Source organism: Pseudoalteromonas sp. 4NS20-0020 (genome assembly GCF_057554385.1).
The window spans coordinates 651,830-675,996 of the sequence record NZ_BAAJMI010000002.1 but is presented as its reverse complement, the minus strand read 5'-3'; the positions used below and the strand labels follow the sequence as shown (position 1 = coordinate 675,996).

Here is a 24,167-nt window from a genome sequence, read left to right as displayed (position 1 = left end):
TAAATTTATGACCTAAGTATGCAAATTAAATTCAAATAAAGAAAAAACAACCTCAAAACGATTAAAATTAAAGCAAATAAAGAATTAAAATTACAAACTAATTATTTAACACACTATTTACACTAGGTATTTATTTATTAACTTATTCTTTTAAGGGGAGTGAGCATAAAATGGACGTACCTGTCTCTATTATGCTGTTAACTTGTATCTTTCCTGCGTGTTCTTGCACTATTGAGTGCACAAGAGTTAGCCCCATCCCACTATTTTTTCCTACTTCTTTGGTCGTGAAAAAAGGGTCAAACATCTGTTCTTGTACATGGTTTGTCATGCCACAACCGTTATCTTTTATCTCAATACAAATAAAGCTATTTTGTTCAAAAACACGCACTTCAACAATGCACCCTTTGGTGTCATTATGCTCACAGGCTTCTCGGGCATTAATGAGTAAATTAACAAAAAGCTGATTAATTGAAGCTAAATTACAATAAATAGGCGGTACATTTTCAAAATCGGTTTTTATAGCGCACAGCGATAGCTGACTTTCAAGAAGCTTAAGCATATTTACAGCAACATCGACTATGTTGACGAGCTGAACTGCATAACATTCATTAGATTCAGAAAAATTAAGTAAATTTTGAACGCAATAGTTAACCTGCCTTAAGGTGCTCGCGCTGTCTTTTATTTTGGTCGACAAGTCATTGCCAATCCAAGCAAATGGGTGTTGTAAATTAAGTAAGTCGAGCTCGTGTTTAAACTGGCTTTCTTTGAGTTCACCGTTTAAGTATTGCTCGCTGATATTTAGTAATGTGGAGATTATTGGGCTGCTATGGCTAAGGTTATCTATCGTATTAATTGCTTGTGACAATGGGGTGCTTATTTCCGAAGCCGCATCAACACTTAGCGTACCCAATGTTGCCATTTTAGTACTTTGGACAAGCATTTTTTTATACCGTGCTAATTCGGACTCTTTTTCACTTAGTTGCTTTTGTAACGACTTAAGTTTTTTTTCATCGTTTAAACATACACTTTCTAAATGACTCTCTACTTCATTCATGCCAGTATCCCTATAGCTTGTATAACTAATATTTAGTTGCCAAACTGAAAATACGCAACCAGATCTCCTTTTTGTTCTGTAAATAAATGTGTAAATTGACAATAAACAGGCAGACTAACTTAAGGCACTTCCCACTCAAACGTAATTATTGCTTCACAAAAGGATGAACAAACCCCCTGTTGCTGACAACCAACAATAAGGGCCTCGTTAGACTGCTTATTAAATAGCTTTTGATGAACAATATATAGGGTATTACTCAAATTATCAGCGGGGGTTTTTAACTCATTGGAGTTTAAAATTAATGCGCACACCTGCGTACTCTGCCCCCATAATTTCATGATATAAGCAGATACATGAAGGTAATTTATACTTTGCTCAGGCTCAGTTAATTTGTGTTGGTCCGTCACTTCTTCAACATTTATTAATTTACCAACAAAACTCAATAGCGCCACTGAAAATAGCAAAGCCTGCTCTTTTAAGTTCATACCTATATGTTGTGCAAATTTTTTAACACAACTAGCATAATGTGTTGCAACATGTATTTGCTTTTCGTGATCGATGGCCGATATAGAAGGAGGCAAATTTTCTGCCATTAATAATGATGTACTAATTGACAATAAAATAGTCGTACCAAGGCGAGAAACGGCCTCTTCTATAGAGACTGTTTTACGTGTAAAGCCCAAATAGGCCGAGTTAGCAAGTTGCAGCAACTTAGCAACAATAACAGGCTCCTTAGAGACAAGCTCAGCTACTTCGGCTAGGTCGAACTCTCCACTATCAATAAGCGTATTGAGCTCTTGCAGCAGTGAAGGATAAACCGGAAAGCTAGACATTGCCCCCAGTTTTCTTCTCATACTTTCTGAAAACGGGAGTGCTTTTAATTCTGCCACATTGTTAAACAAAAGTATTAAATCGTCTTTATTAAATGGTTTAGCAAGGTACATATGCACAACGTTACATTGACGCATTTTTTCGGTTAACGACGGGTCCCCCGTGAGCAAAGCCCTCACTGGGTACGAATTTTCAATTAAACAGCGCTCTAACACATCTAATCCATTAACGTGCGGCATTAAGTAATCGCTTATAATTAGGTCTATTGATTTATTATTTTTAAGCACAGACCAAAATTCATTTATTTCACTCACCGTAATAACGTCAGCAGCGGGATATATTCTGTTAATAGTTCTATGTAGCGCCTTTAATATAAACAGCTCGTCGTCAAATAAAACTACTCTCATTGTTTTCATTCATCACCGCGCACATTTGTATTTATTAAGTAATCATAAAACTCATCAGCAGGCAAAGGTCTAGAAAAATAAAAACCTTGAATATAATCACAGCCAAGTCTTTCTACCAATTTACATTCGTGAGCCGTCTCGACTCCTTCTGCAATCACCTTTAAATTAAGATCATGGGACATACGCACAATGTTTCTGATCATACTTTGCATTTCAAGGGATGAATCTAAACCACTTATCAGCTCCTTATCTAATTTTATGCCATCGATTGATAACTTTGAAAGATACGCAAGTGATGAATAACCTATACCAAAATCATCAATTTGGACTTCAAACCCTAAGCTTCTTAATCTGGTTATTTGCAGTTGGCATTTTGTTAGATCATCCATTAAGTAGGTTTCTGTTAACTCAAACTGAATGTTTGATGCACTGAGGTTGTTCTCATTTAGAGACTCAAGCATAAAGTCTATCCATTCAGGGTCTTCTTTAATTTGCCGAGCAGAAAGGTTTATAGCGAGTTTACCTACTTCAACTTTTTGCATGTTCCATTGCTTAAGCTGTTTAAAACTCTGTGAAATTACAAATCGACTTATAGCGATAATTTGGCCATCACATTCAGAAATAGGTATAAATAAACTAGGAGACACCCACCCATACTTTGTCGGCTCATACCACCTAATAAGCACTTCGGCACCACTTACCTTATGTGTTTTTAAATCTATTTTTGGCTGAAAACATAAACTAAATTCTTCGTTATCAATTGCTTTAAAAAGCAGCCTACTTAGTTCAAAGTTTTTTCGGTAGTCATTCACAAGCTCTGCATCAAAGCGGGTAAAAAATCGTTGCTGTTTTTTTGCTAGGTAATGCATGTTCAGGCTAAGATGATTTATAAGCTCTTTGCCCGACAAAACATCGTCAGGAAAAATGCCGTAAACCCCATAAAGCTCTAAACTCATTCCTTTGTAACGTTGGGGGATAGCCTCTGTAAATGAGGTCATTGTTTTATTAAGTGCGGCAAGTAATGTGGCATCGTTACTTGCGTGAGGTACAGATAACATAAACTGGTTAGAATGCTTTTGACACATTTTTACCTTTTCACCAAAGGTATTGTGCAGTACTTTTGCAAGCAAATGTGTAAACTCGTAAGCGCTTTGGTAATCTAATAAATCAGCAATAAGTTCAAATTTAGCAATACCGATAAAAATAACCGTGTAGCTAGTGTTTTCACCTTCATACTCATTTAGCTGTTGATAAAAAGCAGGCTCTTTAATTAAAAAATCACCAAAGCTTTCTATTAAAAATTTGTCACTCGACTTACTAGGGTTAACCGACAGCTTAAGTAACTGACAAAAATCATCAGACCAATAACGCTCCAAAATAAACTCGTATTCTTTTTCGCTTTCTGCGCATTTACGAGCAATAAATAACATATTGGTTTTATTACTTAAAAAGGCCGTCAAGTCGTCTTTATTTGGCTGTGCGTCTATATTAATTATGTAATCATCAACAAAGCTGTATAAACCTGAAAACAAAGACTGCGCAGGCGCATTAAAACGGTTTATTTTACCATTTTCGTCTATTTCAATAAGCGCGGTAACGCTACCTAAAAGTAGTTGGTCACGCTCGTGCTGAGCAATACGCTTGCAATAGAGTTGTTGCGCCTGTTCAATGGTTGTTATCAGTTCATTTTCATTCCAAGGCTTTTGTAAAAACTTAATCGCCAGTCCTTGGTTAAGAAGCTCAACCACCGAATTAAAATCAGAATGACCGCTAAGCACTATATTTATTATTTCTGGCCAGTGAATTTTAACTTCTCGAAGTAAATCAGCCCCAGTCATATTAGGCATTCGGTAGTCAGTCACAATAATAGATACGTCGCTTGTTTTTAAGTATTCAAGCGCCTCAGGGCCACTTTCGGCTACACTTACCTTAAAGCCGGCACGCTGCAATACACGCCGTAAAGAGCGCAAAACATTAACTTCATCATCAACCAAAAGGATACTAGGTTCCACTATTGGCTCCTATTGTTATTCAATCTTAAAAAAGATCAAAACAGCTAATACAACAGTACTTAAAAAAGTACTGCCGTCATTAAAATGATAGGGTAACAGTAATTTACATTTAAATAACATGTAACCCTAATGCAAATATATCACTTGCTATCTACAAACCACCAACCCAACCATAAAGAATTAATATAATAAAAAATACCAACCCAATATAATTAGCTAATAATAAACAATACCAGCAACACTATTCAATCAACCTTTAGTCACAAAACATGCCTCTCTTAGCGCTGTTTTTTAGCTCATGAACTTTTTGGGGTATTGAAAACAAACACAAAGCGACTGCCTTCACCCACTTTACTCAGTACATCAACACTTGCTTCGTGCTCTTCAGTGATGGTGTACACCTCAGACAAGCCTAAGCCAGTACCTTGCCCAACCTCTTTGGTTGTAAAAAAGGGATCAAAAATTCGCTCTAAATCAGACTCAGCAATACCTGCGCCAGTGTCTTCAATAATAAGCTTTATTTTGTCTTTTTCTTGCTTACACTCAATGGTCAGTGTTCCTCCAGAAACCATCGCTTGTAACGAGTTTAAAATAGTATTAAACAAGAGTTGCCGTATTTTACTGGCCTTACCCCATAAAAAAACAGGCTCTGCAGGGAACTGCTTTTCAATTTGAACTTTATATTTGAGCTCATTCTTTAACACAATTAACGTCGACTCAATCTCAGCGCATAAGTCCACTTCCATCCAGCTTTCTTCATCGCTTAATGCAAAATCTCGTAAGCTATTAACAATTTTTTTAACTCGCTCTGCACCATCTAGCGACTCATCGAGTAGCTCCGGTAAATCTTCTATTATAAAGTCAACACCCTGGCGTTCGTATACATCCTCAAGTAATTTAATAAAGCGATCTTCAGCCTGTTTTACAATGATTTTTTTTTGCGTCTGCGTTGTTTTTATTAGTTTTAACGCATAATCCTTGAGCGTTTCTAGGTTTGAGCTCACAAACCCTATTGGGTTATTAATTTCATGTGCAACCCCTGCGGCCAACTGACCTATAGACGCCATTTTTTCTGATTGCAGCATTTTCTTTTGCGCTACTTTTAACTCTTGATGCAGTGCCTTTAATTGTTGATGCTCGTCTTCTAGCGCATTTTTTAAATCAGATTGCTGAATAAAATAACTGGCCTCTGCGGTTACATCTGTCACAAAAATACTGACATGCGTAACCTCGGCATTTTCATTTGATAACGGCATAAATTGCACATTTTGGTACATTTGCGACTCATCCCCTGTAATGGGACGACTGCTTCGCATGGGGAATACATGGGGGCGTTGTTGCCAGTAACTAAAGCTTGGGTTTTTTAAAATAAATACACTGTCAATTTTACGTTTTAAAAAACGCGCTTGTTCTTCAAATACAGTTAATAGAGGTTGGCCAACTAAATCGGGTTGGCGAATGGTTAATCCACCTAAAAACGTAGGGTTAGCGAAAGTGATTGTCATATCCTGATTTATAATACAGGCACCAATAGGAAGTTGCTCAATGACGCGTTCAAACTCGCTTTTTTCCATCAATCCTCCAATAAGGCTTTGATTGGTATTAGCAGCTGTTCAATAGAACCTTCACTTAAGCCAATGAGTATGCGCGCATCAAATTGCATTTGCTCAATAAAAAATTCAACTTCTATAATTAAAATAGACGACCACTCATTACTGTGAGCAGATTGCACCGGATAATAAAACGCAGGCATATTTAATTGCGTTGATAACTCAAGCTGACTGGTAAAGCCTTGTAGGCAAGCAGCAGATAAAATATTGGTAATTTCTAAAACAAGTTCTTCTGTTGCGGCTTCATCAAGCGGTAAGTCAAAATCCATTACTTCAGCCAACGCATTGCAACCGTCTTTATGCATACTCATTATCACTTCACCACGAATAGTGCCCGTGAACGACTGCCGTGCAAACCAGTTATTTGAAAGGCTATTAATCATTCCCTGAAAATCTTCAGGAGACATTGCTTGAATAGCAGGAATAGACAAAGACACTTTGGTTTGAATAAGTCGAGCAAGCGCATCGGCCGCTTGCCCCATAGAAATGTTCATTATTTCTTGAAGCGCATCGCGCTCGTCTTCGTTTATTTCAATCATAACAAGCCAACATCCAGCAAGGTTTCGCGTAATTGGTCGGCTTTTAAAGGCTTTTGTAAAAACCTAAAAGCGCCCATAGAGCTAACAAGCGCCTGTGCTGCAGGTTGAATATCTGCGCTAATCACTATAACAATGGTTTTTTGATGCTCTTGCTGCAACTCTTTTAACACTTCAAAGCCATCCATTTGTGGCATTTGCAAGTCTAAAAACAGAACCTCTGCTAACCCGGCATGCACAGCATCTAGCGCTTCAACCCCATTTTTGGCTTCGTGAATCGTAATATCCCAATCTTCAGGAAGTGCGCGTTTAATTGTTTTTCTTGAAAGTGCTGAGTCATCAGCTATTGTAACCGGTATTGGCATACAGTCCTCGCTATACAATATTAGTACGTAACCTTCTGTTTTAGAGTAGAAGTAATTAGTAATTTCTGCAAAAAAAATAGCCTAAAATTCGCTTTTTATGCTGGGTTTTAATTGTGTTTTTATGCATTTTAGATTGACGCTTTAATAAAGTTTGTTGCGATTAATAAAATCTGCCAATTCAGTTGTTTATAAGCCGAGGTTAGACTAAATTTAACCGTATATCAGATTTGGCTGGCTTTACTTTTATGCAAAAAACCTCTGAACTAGAAGAATTTAACAACAGACCTGCCCACATTCTATGTCTAGACGACGAAGCAAGTGTTTTAAAGTCACTTGTACGGCTGTTACGAATGAACAAATTTAATGTGGTTGTATCGACCGACGGACACGACGCACTTCAAAAAATGACAGCCACACAGTTTGATGTGGTCATAAGTGACATGCGTATGCCCAAAATGAGCGGCGCAGAGTTTTTAGCAAAAGCAAAAAAGCTAGCTCCTGACACTCAACGTATTTTGCTAACGGGCTATTCTGATCTAGAGTCAACGGTTAGTGCAGTAAACGATGGGGGTATTAACGCCTACATTCAAAAGCCTTGGCAAAACGATCACTTAATCGGTGTTATAAAATCAGCAGTTGAAAAGTTTCGCTTAAAAAAGCACAACGAACTACTTCAAGCGCATGTCAAAAAACAAAATGCACAATTAACCGAACTGAATCAGTCGTTAGAACTCAGAGTAGAAAAGCGTACAAAGCAAATAAAACAAGTGCTCAGGCAGCTTGAAAAAGCAAATGAACGAGAAAAAAACGAGCATAAATCTACCGTAGAGCTGCTCTACAATTTTATCAATGCAAACCCTTATCTCGATGGCAACAGAGCACAAAACATTGCCAATACCTGTACGCATATAGCCTTGTATCTAAATACATCGCAAAAAAGTATCGAACTTGCGCCAACTGCGGGTTACCTAGCACAAATAGGATTGCTAGCCATGGACCCCGATCTTTATAAAAAACCAGTGAATAAACTAACCGAAGCACAACGCAAAACCTTTTACACACACCCAAGCACCGCGCAGCTAATGCTTATGCCTGCACTGCATTTACACGATGTATCTGATGCTATTTACTATCAATATGAGCGCTATAACGGCAACGGGTTACCTAAAGGGCTTTCGGGTAACGAAATACCCATTGGCGCCATGGTTTTAAGCGTTGCACGTGATTATTGGGAAGCCTATGAACAAAGTGTGGGCGATAACGAGGCCGAACATCATCAGCACGCACTCGACACTATAAAACTTTACAGCGGTACGTTTTATCATCCAAAAATTGTGCGAGCACTTGAAGCCAGCCACAACAAAATGAAAGAGAAGAAAAGCACAGCGGGGTCGGTCACTATTTGTAATGCTCAAGAGCTTAAAGAAAATATGGTATTAGGGAACTCGATACAAAGCCACACTGGCATTATGTTGCTGCCCAAAGGCCATGTGTTTAGCCGTAAATCAATTGAGAAGTTACAACAACTTGAAGCAAAAAAACCAACCCCCTTTAGAATTATGATTAAAAGCGCTAAATGATTGATCTAAAGCAGGCTTTTTTTCGTTACAATAAGCCTAAAATATACATATAACTTTGCTTGAAGGAGCACAACGTGTCGCGATTTTCTGCCGTAACCGACAATCCCCACGACGGGCGTTTTAATCAAAAAACGGGAATACTGCTTACTAACTTAGGGAGCCCAGACGCCCCAACAGCCGCGGCACTGCGTATCTACTTACGCGAGTTTTTATCTGACCCACGCATAGTAGAAATACCACGCCTTGTTTGGATGATCATACTACATGGCATTATTTTACGAGTACGTCCAAAACGTTCAGCAAAGCTATACAAAAGCATTTGGACAGAAAACGGGTCGCCCCTCACGCACATTACGCGCCAGCAAAGCGAAAAGCTCAACACATTGTTAAAGCAAAAAGGCTACACAAACACCGAAGTTGTTATGGCCATGCGCTACGGCAATCCTTCAATAGAAGCTGGCCTTGAAGAGCTAAGAGACAAAGGCCTCACGCGCATAATTATCATGCCAATGTATCCTCAGTATTCAAGCCCTACAACAGGGTCTACATTTGACGCTGTATCAAGCGTGCTACGCAAATGGCGCTGGGTGCCTGAACTTCACTTTATAAACGGTTACCACAAAAACACCACTTATATTGAATCGTTAGCTAATAGCATAAGCGAAGATCTAGCAGCCAACGGGATGCCGCAAAAAATTGTTTTTTCGTACCACGGTATGCCAAAATTATTTTTAGACAACGGCGACCCATATCATTGCCTTTGCTTACAAACAACGCGACTTGTTGTTGAAAAGCTTGGCCTTGATAAAGACAATGTCATTAGCACTTTCCAAAGCCGATTTGGTAAAGCAGAGTGGTTAAAGCCCTACACCGATGCAACGCTAGAAAGCCTGCCAGCCGAAGGCATTAAAGATGTGGCAATTATAAGCCCCGCTTTTAGCGCCGACTGCCTTGAAACACTAGAAGAGTTAGAAGGCGAAAACCGCGAAATATTTGAAGAAGCTGGCGGCGAAAAATACCGCTACATCCCAGCTTTAAACGACAGAGACGACCACATTGAAGCCATATTTGATGTGTTAAAACCAATGTTGTAATCAACTCAATATATAAAAGGCGTTAATATTAACGCCTTTTTTATGCCCATTATTCACAAAGAGGGTAAGAGACGCTGCGCTTTTAGAATTAGTGAAAAGCCCATCATTTACAATGCCATGGCTGAATTTACCTGTAGACGCGCAGCTTGCTGGCGTTTAAAAGCAACGCTTTTACATTTAGTCGATTTATTCGTAAACGTAACTAACTTAACACCGAGAAGTGACTAATAACTACTTTTTAAACTCTGTGTAGCGCAAAGCGCCTCGGTGTGCTCTGTGGTCATATTTATTATTAAATAACAAGAAGCTGCCGCTTCTAACGTGAGCAAGCTCTACGTCTACAAAAATAAACTAAACATTGGCTTTGCCCTGATCATTCACTTCTCTTTGTGCATTACAGTTTTATAAGCTCATTATTTCTAAATTTACTGGTAGACGCGCAGCTTGCTGGCGTTTAAAAGCAACGCTTTTACGGGGGGTAATAAAATGATTGTGTTACCACCGAGAAGTGAAGGAGAAGATCAGAAAAAGTGACCAACCCAATATTTTTTAACTCTGTGTAGCGCGAAGCGCCTCGGTGAACTCTGTGGTGATATTTATTTTTTAGCAAGAAGCTGCGCTTCTAACGTGAGCAAGCTCTACGTCTACAAAACCAAGCTAAAAATAGCCCTATTCACTTTAGCTGCTCATTTACTCCTCATTCACTCCTCTTTGTGCATTACAGTTTTGAAAGTCCATTATTTCTAAATTTACCTGTAGACGCGCAGCTTGCTGGCGTTTAAAAGCAACGCTTTTACGGGGTATAAAGTAATTAACTCACCACCGAGAAGTAGGGGCCAGGAGAAGTGACCAAACCAAAATTTTTAAACTCTGTGTAGCGCAAAGCGCCCCAGTGTGCTCTGTGGTCATATTTATTATTAAATAACAAGAAGCTGCCGCTTCTAACGTGAGCAAGCTCTACGTCTACAAAAACAAACTAAACATTGGTATTGCTCTTCTCATTTACTCCTCATTCACTCCTCTTTGTGTATTACAGTTTTATAAGCCCATTATTTCTAAATTTACTGGTAGACGCGCAGCTTGCTGGCGTTTAAAAGCAACGCTTTTACGGGGAATAAAGTAATTAACTCACCACCGAGAAGTGAAGGCCAGGAGAAGTGACCAAACCAATATTTTTTAAACTCTGTGTAGCGCAAAGCGCCTCGGTGTGCTCTGTGGTCATATTTATTTTTAAATAACAAGAAGCTGCCGCTTCTAACGTGAGCAAGCTATACGTCTACAAAAGCAAACTAAACATTGGCTTTGCTCTTCTCATTTACTTCTCATTCACTCCTCTTTGTGCATTACGTTTTTAAAAGCCAATTAACCACAAAGAGGTCAAAAGGCGCTGCTATTTTACTTAAAACCCAACGTAATTAACCCTTACGAGTGATCATTACTGTACATACGCCCGCTATAATTCCCCAAAAAGCAGATCCTACTGAAAACATCGTTAAATCAGACGCCGTAACCAAAAACGTCACTATTGCAGCCTCGGTATATTGCGAACCCGTTAACGCTTGCTGCAAACTATTTGCAATAGTCCCAAACAAAGCGATACCCGCTAACGCCAAAATAAGTGCCTGCGGCAAACTAGCCACCAAACCGACTAAAGTTGCAGCACACAACGCCATTAAAATGTAAAACACACCGCCTGCAATACTTGCCCAATAGCGTTTATCCGGGTTTTTATCAGCCTCATCACTCATACAAATAGCCGCCGTAATCGCAGCTAAATTAATTGAATACGCTCCAAACGGCGCACAAAGTACATTTACTAGCCCCGTCACATTAAGCGATGCCGAAATAGGCGCCTTATAATTGTGCGCCTTTAACACAGCAATACCTGGCAGGTTTTGAGAGGTCATTGTCACAATATATAAAGGCAAACCAATGCTTATACAGGCTTGTAAATTAAACGAAGGCGCAATATAGGTAAAGTGACTCATTTTCCACTGCAATGCGCTAGTATCTACATGACCAAATTGCCACGCTAATAACACCCCCACAATCAGCACGCTTAGCATGGCAAAGCGCGCAAAAAAGCGCTTACCTACAAAATAAACCAATACCATTAACCCTATAACTAAGGGCATATCATTCATAAAATTAAATACATCAATACCAAAAGTAACCAGCACGCCCGCTAACATGGCACAGGCAAGTTCGCTGGGTATTCGGTTCATTATTTTTTCAAACCAACCCGTTATACCCGACAAAAAAACCAACAACGCGGCAAACATAAATGCTCCAACCGCCTCGTTTAGGTTATACCCCTGTGCACTTGATATAAGCAAAGCAGCCCCGGTGGTCGACCATGCAATTAAAACAGGAACTTTGTAATAGTAAGATAAACCAATTGAGGTTGTTCCCATTACTAAACCTAGCATTAAAATCCAGCTCGCAACTAAATCAGGCGTCCCCCCTAGAGTGATCACAACCTGATAAATTAATGCAATGGAACTTGCAAAACCAATAATCACTGCCACTAATCCAGCGGTTGCTCGGTTAAGTAATTGATCTGAAAACGCCATATATCCCTCTTGCATTTATTTTTATGCACACAACATACGTTGCTCATTTTTACAATGCAATTAACTATTAGTGTAAGAATCGTGAATTATTTTCATTTTTATTTTAAAAAGTTTTGAGCCTTTAAATTGTTGCATTTAAAAAAACAAACAAGTACCTATAAAAGCGCCACAGGCCGCATAAAGCCTACAAAAAGCAATACCTAAAATGTACTAAAAACAAGCTAACCATTACTTTACAACAACTTAAAAAATCAAAAAACAATACATTAATACTATAAAACCAAACTTGATCTAATTACTCACTTAGTATAAAACGTAACAAATAGTTAACCAAAAACACCAAAAGAGAAACAAATGAAGCGTTTAATCATTGCTGCCATTGCTACTGCGGTACTCGCATTTGCCATTTACAAAGGAGTAATTGAGACCAAAAAAGCCGAGGAGCCTACTGCTCCAATAGCGATCGATTTTGTTCCTATTGATCTACAAAAAACACGCACAACCAAAGCGCCTGCGCCTATTGATATGAGTAAAGACCCTATAAAAGCCACGCCAAAAATAGAACAAACAGCTCCATTTGAAAGCTTTGACGCGGTAAACCGCTTATCAGATCGTGCCAAAGCAGTACTTACCAATGCCAAAGTACTGCCTACCGACCTTAATAACGAGGCTTACATAGAGTTTGATTTAGCCACTTTACAAGCACTAAAAACAGGCGAAAACTTTGATTTAGCTATTCCACAAACAACCGAAACTTATACAGCCGAAGTCACTAACGTTATTGAGTCGGCCAATGGTGACAAAAGCATTTTTGGAAAAGTACTTGGCGTTGACGGACGTATGCACAACACGGTACTTACCGTTGGGAAAGACGCTATATACGGTCAGTTTACCGCGCCTTCTGGTAACTACGTATTTGAAAGCAAAGGCCAATACGGCTGGATAGCAGCTAAACGCGATTTATATAAAAGCCATATTGAGCACGACGTAAGTGCCCCACAACCAAAAACCGATAACACTGGCGATATGTTTGCGCCTAAAACCGACGGCTAATCACTTATTCCGCCCGCTTAATTAAGTGCTATCGCGGATTGCTATTACCTAAATATTTATATTAAGCCCCATTAAATGGCTGCTTAAGCGTGCTCGTTATGCTTAAGCAAAATTTAATAATAACTATATTAACCACTACAAGAGTAAGGAAATACAACAATGAAGAATGTAATCATCAAAACAGCAGTAGCAGCTGCATTGTGCGCTGCAAGCACAGCTCAAGCAGAAACAATCGATATTGGTATTTTATATACCGACCAGTCGGCTGCAGCAACCAGCAATATTAATACAAAAATTAACCAGCTTATTGCGTTTAGTAATCAAGTTTACAGCCAAAATGGCGTAGACATTACGCTGCGTTTAGTGGGCTCGCAAAACTTAGGCGACTACGCAATTACGCCATCTGAAGATTGGCTTAATGCAGTAACAAACAGCAGCTACGTAGATAACCTACGCACAGGCTGGAAAGCCGATATGGTAGCAGTGCTAGGTATGGGTCAAAGTGCAGGTGCTGGCTTAATTTCATGTGGTTTAGCATGGGTTGGGCAAGGTACAAACGGCAACCTTTACAGCTCAATGAGCGATCGTATGTACTCAATTACAGCGATTGATTGTGGCGCAAGCACATTTGTACACGAGCTAGGCCATAACCAAGGCTTAGCGCATTCACGTAAACAAGGTGATACGTCGGGTGGTGTTTACACTGACGGCATGGGCCACGGTGTACAAAACGAGTTTGCAAGTATCATGGCGTACCCACAAGTATTTGGTAGCGCAACACAGTACGATTACTTCTCTAACCCAAATTGGAGCGTAAACGGTATTCCTTACGGTATTACAAACCAGGCATACGCAATTCGCACTGTAACGGCTACAAAAACAAGTATTGCTAACTTTAAATAAATGAGCACAAAAAAGCGGGCATATGTAATGCCCGCTTACGTTATTTTGTTAGTCTAATCCGTTTAATTAAGTGATCTATTTTGCGGATTAGCCTTAGTCCCTTTGGAGCGCGTTATGCGCTCTTTTTAATGTACAACAACCTTTTGCTTAATAGCCGGCATTAACGTTTTACCATCGCCATCTACCTTATTTAAAAGCTTTAAGCCCATTACTTTTGCAAGCACCGGGTAAATGTCGAGGTTATTTACTTTTTTAAGGCTTACACCTTGTTTAAATGCAGGCCCAGTTGCAATAAACGTGGCTGCCATGTCGTCTGTGTAAGCGTAACCGTGTGTGCCAACATAAGTCGATTTACCCTTACTGGTAAATACAGCAGGCGCGTTAGTTTGCACTATAATATCGCCCACACGGCTCCCTTTATTATAATGATACCCAGCCAACTGCTCATCAGTTAACACTGTATAACGGCCATTTGCCGCCTCGCGTAAACGCGCTTTGTAATTGGCTATGTCGGCTACGCTGGTTTCGGGTTTTGCATATATTAGTAAACGCGGCCCCGTATTTTTAACTATAAAACCGTCATCACTAGGTAACGTGTTTAACAAAATGCTTTTATCAGGATCAACAACCGCCATACCATGGTCCGACACAATCACTAAGTTCACATCTTGTTCTAATTTATTTAAACGCGCGTGTAACTGCCCCATTAACGTATCGAGCTGTTTAACTGCATCGCGTGTTTGTGGTGCGTCGGGGCCAAATTCGTGCCCCATGCTATCGACTAACGAAAAATAACTCGCAACAAACCGAGGGCGCTGCGCTTTAGGTAAGCTCAACCACTGAATAATTTGATCAACCCGGCCTTGGTACTCACTATGCTTAGAGTAATGATAAAAATAGTCGGGAGTCATACCATTAAAACGCGCATCCGATTCAGGCCAAAAATACGCCGCCGACTTAAGCCCCTGCATTTTAGCTAAGTTCCACAGCGGAATGCCTTTTACCCACGTACTGTCACCTAATGCTTTACCCATGCTGTAACATTCGTTATTACGCGCTTTGTCGCAAAATTTGTTATCAACAATGCCGTGATTCACTGGCAATAATCCAGTCACAATAGAAATATGATTAGGAAACGTTTTTGTGGGGTAAACCGGTATTAACTTTTGTGCCCTTACGCCTTTATCGGCCATAGCTTTTAAATTAGGTGCACCGTGTTTTTCAATGTAGTCCCACCTAAAACCGTCAATCGACACAAGTACTACCGTTTGCTCTTTTGCTGCAAACGCCGTATGGCTGGTTAACACCAAAAGTGCCCACATCATCGCCTTTACAAATCCATACTTCATTACAAATACTCGCCTACATTAAAATACGTTAAATACTGAAAAATATAACTTTATAATACAATTGCCAGGCCTTAAATGATACAAGCACCTGTACCTAACTCTTCTAGGTGTATATATTAGCTAGCAAGTATTAAAAACGAATGACAACGCGCATTTAACTTGCCAGTCATCGCCACTAAACAAGGATACCGATGACTATCGACTTTAGTAAAAAAATAACCCCCGCGCGTATGTACAGAACCACCTCTAATTTACAAATGGCGCTCGAAAGCGACCGTGGCCGCATAATGAACAGCGCCGCTATTCGTCGCTTGCAACAAAAAACACAAGTATTTCCGCTTGAGCGAAACGCCGCTGTGCGTTCAAGGTTAACCCACTCACTTGAAGTACAGCAAGTTGGCCGCTTTATTGTACAGCGTATTTTTGCCAACCTAAGCTTTGAGCAACAAAAAGATTATGGCTTAACCGACCTAGAACGCCCACTCGAAAGCCTAGTAGAAATGGCTTGCCTAATGCACGACATTGGCAACCCACCTTTTGGCCACTTTGGCGAAGCCGCAATAAACCACTGGTTTAATACTAATTTAGCCAGTGTAACGCCCGAGCGATGCCGCGAGCCAAACACCGGCATAGGCGTTATTTTTAAGCACCTAGCGCAAGACATTTGCAACTTTGAAGGCAACGCCCAGGGCATTCGTATTATTCACTCGTTGCAAACCCTTAACCTAACCTACAGCCAAAGTGCAGGTATTTTAAAATACACCCGCCCAGCAGGGCTTGATGTAAAAGACATACCCCAAAATAAAAACTACTTAATGAAAAAAGTAGGCTACTACTACAGTGAAAAAGCCTTTATTGAAGCATTACAAAACGAGTTAACCATAGAGCCATACTGTCGCCATCCGGCCAGTTACATAATGGAAGCCGCCGACGATATATCGTACTGCCTAGCCGACATAGAAGACGCCGTAGAAAAAGGCATAATAACCATTGAGTTGCTGTGCACCGTGCTTAAAAATCACTATCAAAAAGTACTTATAAACCTAACCATTGACGACACCGAACACCAAGACTTTGTTAGCAAAGCAGTAAACTACGCACTAGAGCGTGGCAAAGCACAACCGTATAACTTTAATAGCGAATTTTTTATATACCTGCGTGTAGCCCTGCTGCACCCGCTGGTTAACCATGCCGCAAAACGCTTTATAGAAAACATAGAACCCATTTATCACGGCGACTTTAACCATGCCCTACTAGAAGACCGAAGCCACTTGCACGCCGTAACACAAACGCTTAAACAAGTTGCCCAAGCGCATGTGTTTTCAGATAAAGAAGTAGAAAAGCTTGAGCTACAAGGCTACAGAATTATTAACGGCCTACTCGACAGCTACAAACCACTACTGCAATTAACAAGCGACGACTTTAAACGCGCCCTAAATGGCGACAAACGCCTACTAATAGAATCAAGGCTTGTTAAAAAGCTCTCTAAAAAGCACCTAAACAGCTACCAACATGCCATAGACGCCATGCAAGAAGAGCCCGACCACTTTGCAGCCTACGAATTTTATTACCGATGCCGGTTAATTCAAGATTACATTAGCGGCATGACCGACCAATTTGCCTACGACGAATACCGCAGCCTGATGGTAATAAGCTAATAAAATAGCGCTCACTCAGCGCCATTTATTAACCGCCTGGCTAAGCTTTAATATTAAAGCAAATAAGCTTAGCCATATTCGCCCGCCATTAAGCGTAATACTCCCCTAGATAATTTTTAATTTTACGCTTAAAATCAACTTATTAATGTTTAAACGCTAACCGCCCTTATGACCACTTTACTCACACGCCTGACGCTTTGTTTTGCCTTATTTTATAGTGTTAATAGCGCTGCTTATAACGAAGCAATGTGCATACTTATAAAGCAAGAAGTACAGCAATACAGTAATAACAAAACAAGCGAAAAATACCGTAAAGCGGCGCGTGACTACAAAAAACATTGTAACAAACCTAAGCAAGTACTTACTCAGCCTAAACCAGTAGTAAAAGAGCCAAAGCCAAGCGTAATAGTAACTCAACCACAACCAAACAATGTGCAACCTGCTCCGGTTATTGAGCCCACCAACCAAACCACCGATGGGCTAATTGACGAAAAAACACTTAACTTAACCGATGAGCAAAAACAGCAAATTAGCGACATGATTGACGCTAACGCAAGCGAAGTAACCATTAATGTAGAGCCTACACAACCTACACCTACTGAAAAAAACGAGCCTAACAACACAGCTGACAACCAAACGCTAGCAGAGCCAATAACAACTCAAAAACGTGAACAAGCTTCAGCACAAGTGCTTGAGGCAGAATCAAAAAAAGTACAAGAGCCAGCGCAAAGCCAAGTAACACAGCAAGCGACACCGGTTATACAACCCACAGAGCCAACAGTAGCGCCGGTGATAAAACCAGCGCCAGTGATTGCCCCACAACCAGCGCGCGAGCAACCTAGCTCGCTATTATTACCAAGTTTTGTATTAGTGCTGGTTGTACTTATTGGCGCAATGGTGATCATTCGTTTGCGCCGCGCAAAACAAACCAATGCCAGCGTAGCCGTTACAGCAGTTAGTACGCAAACACAAAATACACAAAGCGCCGAAAAACAAACAGCTAATGTAACCTCAGAGCAAGAGCAACCAAAAACCACACACAAAACACCGGCACCCAGTGAGCAATCGGCTACAGAAGCAGCAGAGCAAAAAGCCCCTACTAACGACGCCGTTACTAATGACAAACCAAGCGAAGAAAAACCACAACCTAATACCGCCGAGTTTGAAGCCGCAGCTAAAACTACGTTAGAGCGTATTAAAAACGCCAGCAGCTTTAACGAACCGCAAGTACGCGACTTTGATCCGGATGCAAAACCTGTAAAAAAACAGCGCAAGCACAGCCCAGTAAAACCAGAGCCAACACCAGCAGAGCCTGTTGAAAAAACTGAACAACCAGCAGAGCCGCTACCAACAAGTACACCTGCTAAATTAGATAAACCCGAGCCAGAAGCGCCTGCATTTAAAACGGAACACGACTTTAAAGAGCCCGAAGTACGCACGTTCGATCCTAATGCACCACTGCCCGGCAAAAAGAAAAAACCACGTAAAACAGAGCCAACACAAACTGAACCGGAGCCACCAGCGCCACAAAACACCCCTGAAACAATGCAACCAGAACCAAAAGCATCAGAAACAAAAGCCGAGCCTAAAACCCCTGCAGCTGAGCCTAAAAAAGTAGATACCAACAACCCATTTGCCAACCTATCACTTGATGCAAGTTGGGACCCAAACTCAGCCGAAAAACCCAAAATAGAAGAAAAACAACGCGCCCCTAAATCACAAGCACTAATAGACGCAGAAGAACGCGCTAAAAAGCTACAAACAAAAGAGTAGCAACCTCACTCACTCCTCTTTGTGCATTAAAATCCTTAAAAACCGTTATTCACAAAGAGGGTAAGAGACGCTGCGCTTTTAGAGAAGTGATTAAGTGACTCGTGATTAAAAAACCAATAAATCAAATGGCTTGGCTTCTCATTTACTCCTCATTCGCTTCTCTTTGTTCATTAAAGCCCTAAAAGCCTATTATTCAAAAAGAGGTTCAATTTACTGGTAGACGCGCAGCTTGCTGGCGTTTAAAAGCAACGCTTTTACGGGGGTTGAAACGTGATTGTTTCAGCACCAAAAGTTAAGAAAAAAGATGCGGAGAAGTAACTAACATTACTAATGTTTTCTCTGTGTAGCGCGAAGCGCCTCGGTGTGCTCTGTGGTAATAAAAAGATCACTTAACACCATCACTTGGCTTCTCATTTACTCCTCATTCGCTTCTCTTTGTGCATTAAAGCCCTAAAAGCAAAGCTTTTAAATTATGGACGAAAGTTTACCTTTCGCTTTAATTAAAGCATTCAGCACTACTCGTTTAACTTAAACACACCTATTTGCCTCAATCAATGAGTCAAATAGCCATTTAATTGCCTCATTGAGCAACTGTGTAACGTGTACTGCGCCCACCGGCAGCTGTTTTTGTTATGAAACCTAATGTTTGTAAATCGGCTAAATGCCGTGTGGCAGTCGCACGACTGACTTTAGCTACCTTTTGATACTGACTGGCACTAATTCCGTGCTCAAATTGGCCATCGAGTAATTTATTAATTACTTTTACTTGTTGCTCACTTAGTTTTGTTTGCTCTTTACTTGCCCAGTAATTAGTTTTAAAAACTGTTTGCTCAATATTTTTAAGCGTATGGTGTATCGCATTATTAAGCGTATTTAAAAACCATTTAATCCACTGTGTTATACAAAGCCCGCCACGCTGCGTGGCTTCTAGCACCTCGTAGTAGCTTTTTCGATCGTCTAAAATAGCCACCGACATAGCATAAAACCGAATAGACTCTGCATACTTTTGTGCTAAAGCCAGGTCGGTTATAAGTCGTGTTATGCGCCCGTTACCATCTTCAAGCGGATGTATTGTTACAAACCACAAGTGTGCGATAGCAGCACGAATAAAAGGGTCTATTTGTGGATCGTTTTGCGTGTTGTTAAACCAATCAAAAAATAGCGACAGCTCTTTGTTTACTAACTTTTTATGTGGCGCTGTAAAATGTAATACCGGTTTATCTAAACGCCCTGATACCACCTGCATTGGCTCACCGCCACGCAACTGCCCGCCCTCAATATTAGTAAACAAGCTTTGCTCATCTGCAAATAATAAACGATGCCAGTTAAGCACCCTTTCTAAACCAAGCGCTGAATCTGTGTTAGTTATTGCATCAAGCATAATTTCTGCAAGATTGTCGCTTTGCACAGTTGTGGGATAAGGCTTCTCGTTAATATTGAGCTTTTTAGCGAGCGAAGAGCGAACCGAAAATGCATTAAGCTTTTCACCCTCAATCGCACTAGAGTGAATAATATTTGCTAATAAAGTATCAAGAGCTTGCTGCTTTTGATGGGCACTTTGCACGCCCATACGGCCCACTAATAAGCCATGGTTATATGAAAGTTCACTTAGTAAGGGAGCAAGCGACGCATAATCCCACGTAAAGTTTGGCCAGTTTTGTTGCTGCCATATCCACATAGTCTTTAGCCCTTAAGTTAGTTAACTTCAGTCTATATGATTTAATCGCCTCATTCAATGAGGCGATTAATGGCATTAATTGCCTCATTGTTTTGCAAGCACCACCGCTTTTTAAATTATAGGCAACCGTAATTTAAATATTTGTAGATGCAATTTTACTTCGCGCTTTGACTACTCATTTTCTTCTCATTCGCTTCTCTTTGTGCATTAAAGCCCTAAAACCCCATTATTCACAAAGAGGTTTAGAGACGCTGCGCTTTTAGAAAAGTGATCAAGTGACTCGTTATTAAAACCAATAACTTAAATCAAGTAGCTTTGCTCTTCTCATTGACTCCTCATTCACTCCTCTTTGTGCATTAAAGCCCTAAAAACCTATTATTAAAAAAGAGGTTAAATTTATTGGTAGACGCGCAGCTTACTGGCGTTTAAAAGCAACGCTTTTACGGGGGTTGAAAGGTGATTGTTTCAGCACCAAAAGTTAAGAAAAAAGATGCGGAGAAGTAACTAACATTACTAATTTTTTCTCTGTGTAGCGCGAAGCGCCTCGGTGTACTCTGTGGTGATATTTATTTTTTAGCAAGAAGCTGCGCTTCTAACGTGAGCAAGCTCTACGTCTACAAAACCAAGCTAAAAATAGCCCTATTCACTTTGGCTCCTCATTCGCTTCTCTTTGTGCATTAAAGCCCGAAAACCCAATTATTCACAAAGAGGTTTAGAGACGCTGCGCTTTTAGATAAGTGATCAAGTGGCTCTTCTCATTTACTCCTCATTTTGTTCTCTTTGTGCATTACGCTTTTAAATAACTAACACACTTTAATAAACAGGAATAAACTCGCCCTCAACCTGCTGCGATGCCTTTAACCACACTAAATACGCCTGCTCGTAATCTATAAAATAGGTATAAAGCGCATTTAAAATCACCTCATTCTCAAGCGAATTGCACGGGTTTTTAGCCTCAGCCTGCACAATCGCCTTTAACACCCTTCTGCCCTGCTTATGCTGAATAAAAAACGCCAACCAATTATTCGCATTAGCGTATAAATCGCCACGGTAAGACTGCTGCTCCCACAACGCCTCTGAATCAATTAACGACCTAAACTCCATATACGTGCGGCGTACACGGTAGGTAGGAATAGCAATAGTTCGGTTAGTTTTATAAATCAGCGTGTTTTCAAAAACCTCAGCTATTCCCTCGTTTAACCACCTAGGGGTACTGCCAATTAAATTAAAATTAATAACATGAATTGCCTCGTGAATTGCTACGCGTAAACTACTTTGCGGATCGGCCGGGTCAAACCTCACCAACGCCGTATTATTTTTACCAAAGTAAATCCCCGCATTGTTGCTTGGTAAAGCCCCAAAGCGCGACACATAATCGTCGTAATAATTATTAGGTAATACAACCAAGTTCATTAAAATGGGTTTGTCGGGGTATAAACCAAATAAGTTTTGATACTTTTCGTATGCTTCAAATAAACGAATACGCAGCGTTTTATGATAATCGTCATTTACATTAGGAGTAATTAAATTAACAGAGGTGTAAGGGCCTATATCAAATTGTTCGGCTGTAAAATCGAGATTATTGTTTAACTGCGACAGCTCACTTTGCGCGTATTCAAGTTCTTCAGGGTCGTGAACCAACTCACAACTATTTTGTTGCACTGGAGCAGCTTTAGGCTGAGCTTTTACTTTACTGGCTACATTACTAACACGCTTATAGTTAACGGTTTCAGTAGTATACACATGCGTATAACTCTCAGCGTTTTCAGCTTTGTGCGTATAGTTATTTACTTCAACCACAGCGGTATTTGGTTTATAAAAAAAGTGTAAAACCAGCAACACCACAACCAACAACAATAAATGACGTGTTTTTATTTTCATTAAATTAGCTCAGCATAATAGTTAAACAACAATACTTAAAAAACAAAACTCACACTAGGGCTAACGCTAAAAATAACTAAAATGTCATTGTTATTAAAAGTTATGCGCCTTAAACGGTGTTTTTAACCACTGGGCATAAACCTTACTTAAATTAGGAAACTGAGAGTGCAGCATGTTTTTTAACTGCTTGGGCTGCAATTTATTACAAGGGGACTCCTGCTCGGCTAGCATTATATTTTTAAGTAATATTCTCCCCTGCGATGAATCCATCAAAAAGTAAATTGTCGCCCAACTACTTGCGTATAATTTACTCGTATTGTTTTGTTTCCACGACTCTTCTGAACCTATTAACCTGCTAATATTAAAAACGCCCTTAGCGAGTTTATTATTTATTGTCCACGAATTATTAGGCTCTACAATACCGGTTTGCATATGGTTTTTAATAATTTCAAAGTACTCTGCAAACCCTTCATTTAACCACCTAGGCGTATAACCTAGTACAGCTTTATTAATCGCATGAACCGCTTCATGCACCGCTGTGCTCATTGCATTTTGAGTATTTCTATACTCTATAAACGCAGAGTTACTAGCATGAAAATACATGCCCACTGTGTTCGTAGGGTCGCCACCGCGCTGCTTAATAGCCACCTCATAAGAGCCTCTAGTAGGCAAAACAGTCAAATTTAACTTCACTTTTTTAAGTGCGTGCACACCAATTATTTGACCATAAACCTTAAAAACAGTATTAAGCTTTATGCGTAAAGCTTGGTTAAAAGACGACGGTAACTTAGGGGTATTTAAGGTTAAATCAAAGTAATCGAGCGGCGCTTTAAAACCTGAATCGTACGTTGCAACTGCAAAGTTAGGTTTTTCATCGGTAAAATGCACAACGCCTTGGCTATCTGTCCAAGTATAAATATCGCCATTGCGTTCATATTTAACTTCCCCTAAAGATGTATCAACACACCGAGTAATATCAGCCTGCGGAAAATGAAAGTCAGTAGACGTTTTATTGCCCTGAACTTTAATAGCACTTTTATTTATTGCTGTTTTTGTTACCGATGGTTCTAAATTTTGTGTGCTTAAACGTTTATAAATGCGCTTAACTTCACCAATCGGATCGTAAAAATTAAATACACGCCCCGTCAAATGGTTAGCCACTAAACCACAAGCAATTACAAACACAAAAAACATAAACACAACACGCAACTTAGTTTTAAACATAATTACGGCTTCCCTTTCCACTGCGCTTCAAACAATGCTTTTTGTTTACCCCTATATTCACTGCACCAAACAAACTCTGATGTGTTCATTCCTTTTTTACGGCAGCGCTCAGGCAACTTATAAAATTTTGACCATGCATCTAGCTTTGCTTTATTACTATAGCTATCGCTATATAAAGACATAGTCGCCACTTTTTGATTCAGTAGTGTACTGTTATTTGAAGAGTAAGCCCGTGCAGGTTTAACGTATTGGCGTGTAGCGGCTTTTTTGGGTTTATCGCAATGATTAGCAAGCTGTTTAAATAAAAAAGTAAAGTGAGTTTTGAGTCTTTCACCTTCAGCGGCTTTGTAACCCTGGCGCATTTTTGAACGAATATGTTCACGCTCTTTTTTAATGCCATCGCAACGCGATTGCGAGTAAGCATCGCCGGCAAAAACTTCAGCGGTAAATAAAGTAGTTGAAACTACCAAAATCCATTTAATCATCACTTTTCCTTTACTTGCAGTGCTTAAAATTTATTTTTATAAAGCAGAATATAAGTGATTGCTGTTAATTTATAAATACAATGATTAATAAATCTGTAGGT

19 protein-coding genes are annotated in these 24,167 nt (G+C 39.9%); 7 read left to right on the top strand and 12 right to left on the bottom strand.

What is annotated here, in order from left to right:
- Positions 1-142: 142 nt before the first annotated feature.
- From AC27JL_RS06930 to AC27JL_RS06905, 6 genes are all read right to left on the bottom strand, one after another.
- Positions 143-1,054 carry a sensor histidine kinase gene (locus tag AC27JL_RS06930; RefSeq protein ID WP_487195197.1) on the bottom strand — a complete coding sequence of 304 codons (912 nt, stop codon included), beginning with the start codon at positions 1,052-1,054 and terminating at the stop codon, positions 143-145.
- Positions 1,055-1,173: 119 nt separating this feature from the next.
- On the bottom strand, positions 1,174-2,301 hold the full coding sequence (locus tag AC27JL_RS06925) for an HDOD domain-containing protein (protein ID WP_487195196.1): 1,128 nt from the start codon (positions 2,299-2,301) through the stop codon (positions 1,174-1,176).
- Complete coding sequence (locus AC27JL_RS06920; RefSeq protein ID WP_487195195.1) at positions 2,298-4,304, bottom strand: EAL domain-containing response regulator; 2,007 nt, start codon at positions 4,302-4,304, stop codon at positions 2,298-2,300. Before AC27JL_RS06920 ends, AC27JL_RS06925 begins: the two co-directional genes overlap by 4 nt.
- Positions 4,305-4,600: 296 nt before the next feature.
- On the bottom strand, positions 4,601-5,878 hold the full coding sequence (locus AC27JL_RS06915) for a PAS domain-containing sensor histidine kinase (protein ID WP_487195194.1): 1,278 nt from the start codon (positions 5,876-5,878) through the stop codon (positions 4,601-4,603).
- Positions 5,878-6,453 (bottom strand): chemotaxis protein CheX, encoded by a 576-nt coding sequence (locus AC27JL_RS06910; RefSeq protein ID WP_006793514.1) that lies wholly within the window; start codon positions 6,451-6,453, stop codon positions 5,878-5,880. The genes AC27JL_RS06915 and AC27JL_RS06910 overlap by 1 nt, the downstream gene beginning before the upstream one ends.
- The gene (locus AC27JL_RS06905; protein WP_008133194.1) at positions 6,450-6,815 is read right to left on the bottom strand and encodes a response regulator; all 366 of its coding nucleotides are present in this window, start codon (positions 6,813-6,815) and stop codon (positions 6,450-6,452) included. The genes AC27JL_RS06910 and AC27JL_RS06905 overlap by 4 nt, the downstream gene beginning before the upstream one ends.
- A gap of 245 nt (positions 6,816-7,060) precedes the next feature.
- Here AC27JL_RS06905 and nosR point away from each other — a divergent pair, with 245 nt between their 5' ends.
- The 3 genes from nosR (at position 7,061) to AC27JL_RS06890 (ending at position 9,717) form a co-directional block, all read left to right on the top strand.
- Entirely contained in the window at positions 7,061-8,395 is a 1,335-nt protein-coding gene (nosR, locus tag AC27JL_RS06900; RefSeq protein ID WP_010556068.1) for a response regulator c-di-GMP phosphodiesterase, NosR family, read from the top strand.
- Positions 8,396-8,469: 74 nt separating this feature from the next.
- A complete protein-coding gene (gene hemH, locus AC27JL_RS06895; protein ID WP_006793511.1) occupies positions 8,470-9,489 on the top strand; it encodes a ferrochelatase in 1,020 nt (339 codons plus the stop codon).
- 42 nt (positions 9,490-9,531) lie between these two features.
- Entirely contained in the window at positions 9,532-9,717 is a 186-nt protein-coding gene (locus AC27JL_RS06890) for a hypothetical protein (RefSeq protein ID WP_487195192.1), read from the top strand.
- Between the two features lie 1,187 nt (positions 9,718-10,904).
- On the opposite strand, the gene AC27JL_RS06885 is transcribed toward AC27JL_RS06890, so the two are convergent.
- A complete protein-coding gene (locus AC27JL_RS06885; protein ID WP_006793510.1) occupies positions 10,905-12,062 on the bottom strand; it encodes a benzoate/H(+) symporter BenE family transporter in 1,158 nt (385 codons plus the stop codon).
- A 354-nt stretch (positions 12,063-12,416) separates the two neighbouring features.
- Between AC27JL_RS06885 and AC27JL_RS06880 the strand changes: the two genes are divergently transcribed.
- Positions 12,417-13,115 carry a hypothetical protein gene (locus AC27JL_RS06880; RefSeq protein WP_008133188.1) on the top strand — a complete coding sequence of 233 codons (699 nt, stop codon included), beginning with the start codon at positions 12,417-12,419 and terminating at the stop codon, positions 13,113-13,115.
- Positions 13,116-13,274: 159 nt separating this feature from the next.
- Positions 13,275-14,018 carry a M12 family metallo-peptidase gene (locus AC27JL_RS06875; RefSeq protein ID WP_006793508.1) on the top strand — a complete coding sequence of 248 codons (744 nt, stop codon included), beginning with the start codon at positions 13,275-13,277 and terminating at the stop codon, positions 14,016-14,018.
- Positions 14,019-14,143: 125 nt separating this feature from the next.
- Here AC27JL_RS06875 and AC27JL_RS06870 read toward each other — a convergent pair whose 3' ends face one another.
- Entirely contained in the window at positions 14,144-15,367 is a 1,224-nt protein-coding gene (locus tag AC27JL_RS06870; protein WP_487195191.1) for an alkaline phosphatase family protein, read from the bottom strand.
- Positions 15,368-15,558: 191 nt separating this feature from the next.
- On the opposite strand from AC27JL_RS06870, the gene dgt reads away from it, so the two are divergent.
- Together dgt and AC27JL_RS06860 are read left to right on the top strand one after the other, a co-directional pair.
- Positions 15,559-17,025: a dGTPase gene (dgt, locus tag AC27JL_RS06865; RefSeq protein WP_039037273.1), complete on the top strand. Its 1,467-nt coding sequence runs from the start codon at positions 15,559-15,561 to the stop codon at positions 17,023-17,025.
- Positions 17,026-17,193: 168 nt separating this feature from the next.
- The gene (locus AC27JL_RS06860) at positions 17,194-18,798 is read left to right on the top strand and encodes a cell surface protein (RefSeq protein WP_487195190.1); all 1,605 of its coding nucleotides are present in this window, start codon (positions 17,194-17,196) and stop codon (positions 18,796-18,798) included.
- Positions 18,799-19,378: 580 nt separating this feature from the next.
- Here AC27JL_RS06860 and AC27JL_RS06855 read toward each other — a convergent pair.
- The 4 genes from AC27JL_RS06855 to AC27JL_RS06840 all read right to left on the bottom strand — a co-directional run bounded on the left by AC27JL_RS06855 (position 19,379) and on the right by AC27JL_RS06840 (position 24,066).
- On the bottom strand, positions 19,379-20,476 hold the full coding sequence (locus AC27JL_RS06855) for a Fic family protein (protein ID WP_487195189.1): 1,098 nt from the start codon (positions 20,474-20,476) through the stop codon (positions 19,379-19,381).
- An 813-nt stretch (positions 20,477-21,289) separates the two neighbouring features.
- Entirely contained in the window at positions 21,290-22,357 is a 1,068-nt protein-coding gene (locus tag AC27JL_RS06850; RefSeq protein WP_487195188.1) for a hypothetical protein, read from the bottom strand.
- A 93-nt stretch (positions 22,358-22,450) separates the two neighbouring features.
- The gene (locus tag AC27JL_RS06845) at positions 22,451-23,581 is read right to left on the bottom strand and encodes a DUF1570 domain-containing protein (protein WP_487195187.1); all 1,131 of its coding nucleotides are present in this window, start codon (positions 23,579-23,581) and stop codon (positions 22,451-22,453) included.
- Positions 23,582-23,583: 2 nt separating this feature from the next.
- Positions 23,584-24,066 (bottom strand): hypothetical protein, encoded by a 483-nt coding sequence (locus AC27JL_RS06840; protein ID WP_487195186.1) that lies wholly within the window; start codon positions 24,064-24,066, stop codon positions 23,584-23,586.
- Positions 24,067-24,167: the final 101 nt, after the last annotated feature.

What these genes read in the sequence shown, in the direction of transcription:
- AC27JL_RS06925 (WP_487195196.1), bottom strand. Translation starts at nt 2,301, where the DNA reads ATGAAAACAATGAGAGTAGTTTTATTTGACGACGAGCTGTTTATATTA.
- nosR (WP_010556068.1), top strand. Translation starts at nt 7,061, where the DNA reads ATGCAAAAAACCTCTGAACTAGAAGAATTTAACAACAGACCTGCCCAC.
- AC27JL_RS06855 (WP_487195189.1), bottom strand. Translation starts at nt 20,476, where the DNA reads ATGTGGATATGGCAGCAACAAAACTGGCCAAACTTTACGTGGGATTAT.
- AC27JL_RS06880 (WP_008133188.1), top strand. Translation starts at nt 12,417, where the DNA reads ATGAAGCGTTTAATCATTGCTGCCATTGCTACTGCGGTACTCGCATTT.
- AC27JL_RS06910 (WP_006793514.1), bottom strand. Translation starts at nt 6,453, where the DNA reads ATGATTGAAATAAACGAAGACGAGCGCGATGCGCTTCAAGAAATAATG.
- AC27JL_RS06890 (WP_487195192.1), top strand. Translation starts at nt 9,532, where the DNA reads ATGCCCATTATTCACAAAGAGGGTAAGAGACGCTGCGCTTTTAGAATT.
- AC27JL_RS06875 (WP_006793508.1), top strand. Translation starts at nt 13,275, where the DNA reads ATGAAGAATGTAATCATCAAAACAGCAGTAGCAGCTGCATTGTGCGCT.
- AC27JL_RS06885 (WP_006793510.1), bottom strand. Translation starts at nt 12,062, where the DNA reads ATGGCGTTTTCAGATCAATTACTTAACCGAGCAACCGCTGGATTAGTG.
- AC27JL_RS06850 (WP_487195188.1), bottom strand. Translation starts at nt 22,357, where the DNA reads ATGAAAATAAAAACACGTCATTTATTGTTGTTGGTTGTGGTGTTGCTG.
- AC27JL_RS06845 (WP_487195187.1), bottom strand. Translation starts at nt 23,581, where the DNA reads ATGTTTAAAACTAAGTTGCGTGTTGTGTTTATGTTTTTTGTGTTTGTA.
- AC27JL_RS06870 (WP_487195191.1), bottom strand. Translation starts at nt 15,367, where the DNA reads ATGAAGTATGGATTTGTAAAGGCGATGATGTGGGCACTTTTGGTGTTA.
- AC27JL_RS06905 (WP_008133194.1), bottom strand. Translation starts at nt 6,815, where the DNA reads ATGCCAATACCGGTTACAATAGCTGATGACTCAGCACTTTCAAGAAAA.
- AC27JL_RS06930 (WP_487195197.1), bottom strand. Translation starts at nt 1,054, where the DNA reads ATGAATGAAGTAGAGAGTCATTTAGAAAGTGTATGTTTAAACGATGAA.
- dgt (WP_039037273.1), top strand. Translation starts at nt 15,559, where the DNA reads ATGACTATCGACTTTAGTAAAAAAATAACCCCCGCGCGTATGTACAGA.
- AC27JL_RS06915 (WP_487195194.1), bottom strand. Translation starts at nt 5,878, where the DNA reads ATGGAAAAAAGCGAGTTTGAACGCGTCATTGAGCAACTTCCTATTGGT.
- AC27JL_RS06860 (WP_487195190.1), top strand. Translation starts at nt 17,194, where the DNA reads ATGACCACTTTACTCACACGCCTGACGCTTTGTTTTGCCTTATTTTAT.
- AC27JL_RS06840 (WP_487195186.1), bottom strand. Translation starts at nt 24,066, where the DNA reads ATGATTAAATGGATTTTGGTAGTTTCAACTACTTTATTTACCGCTGAA.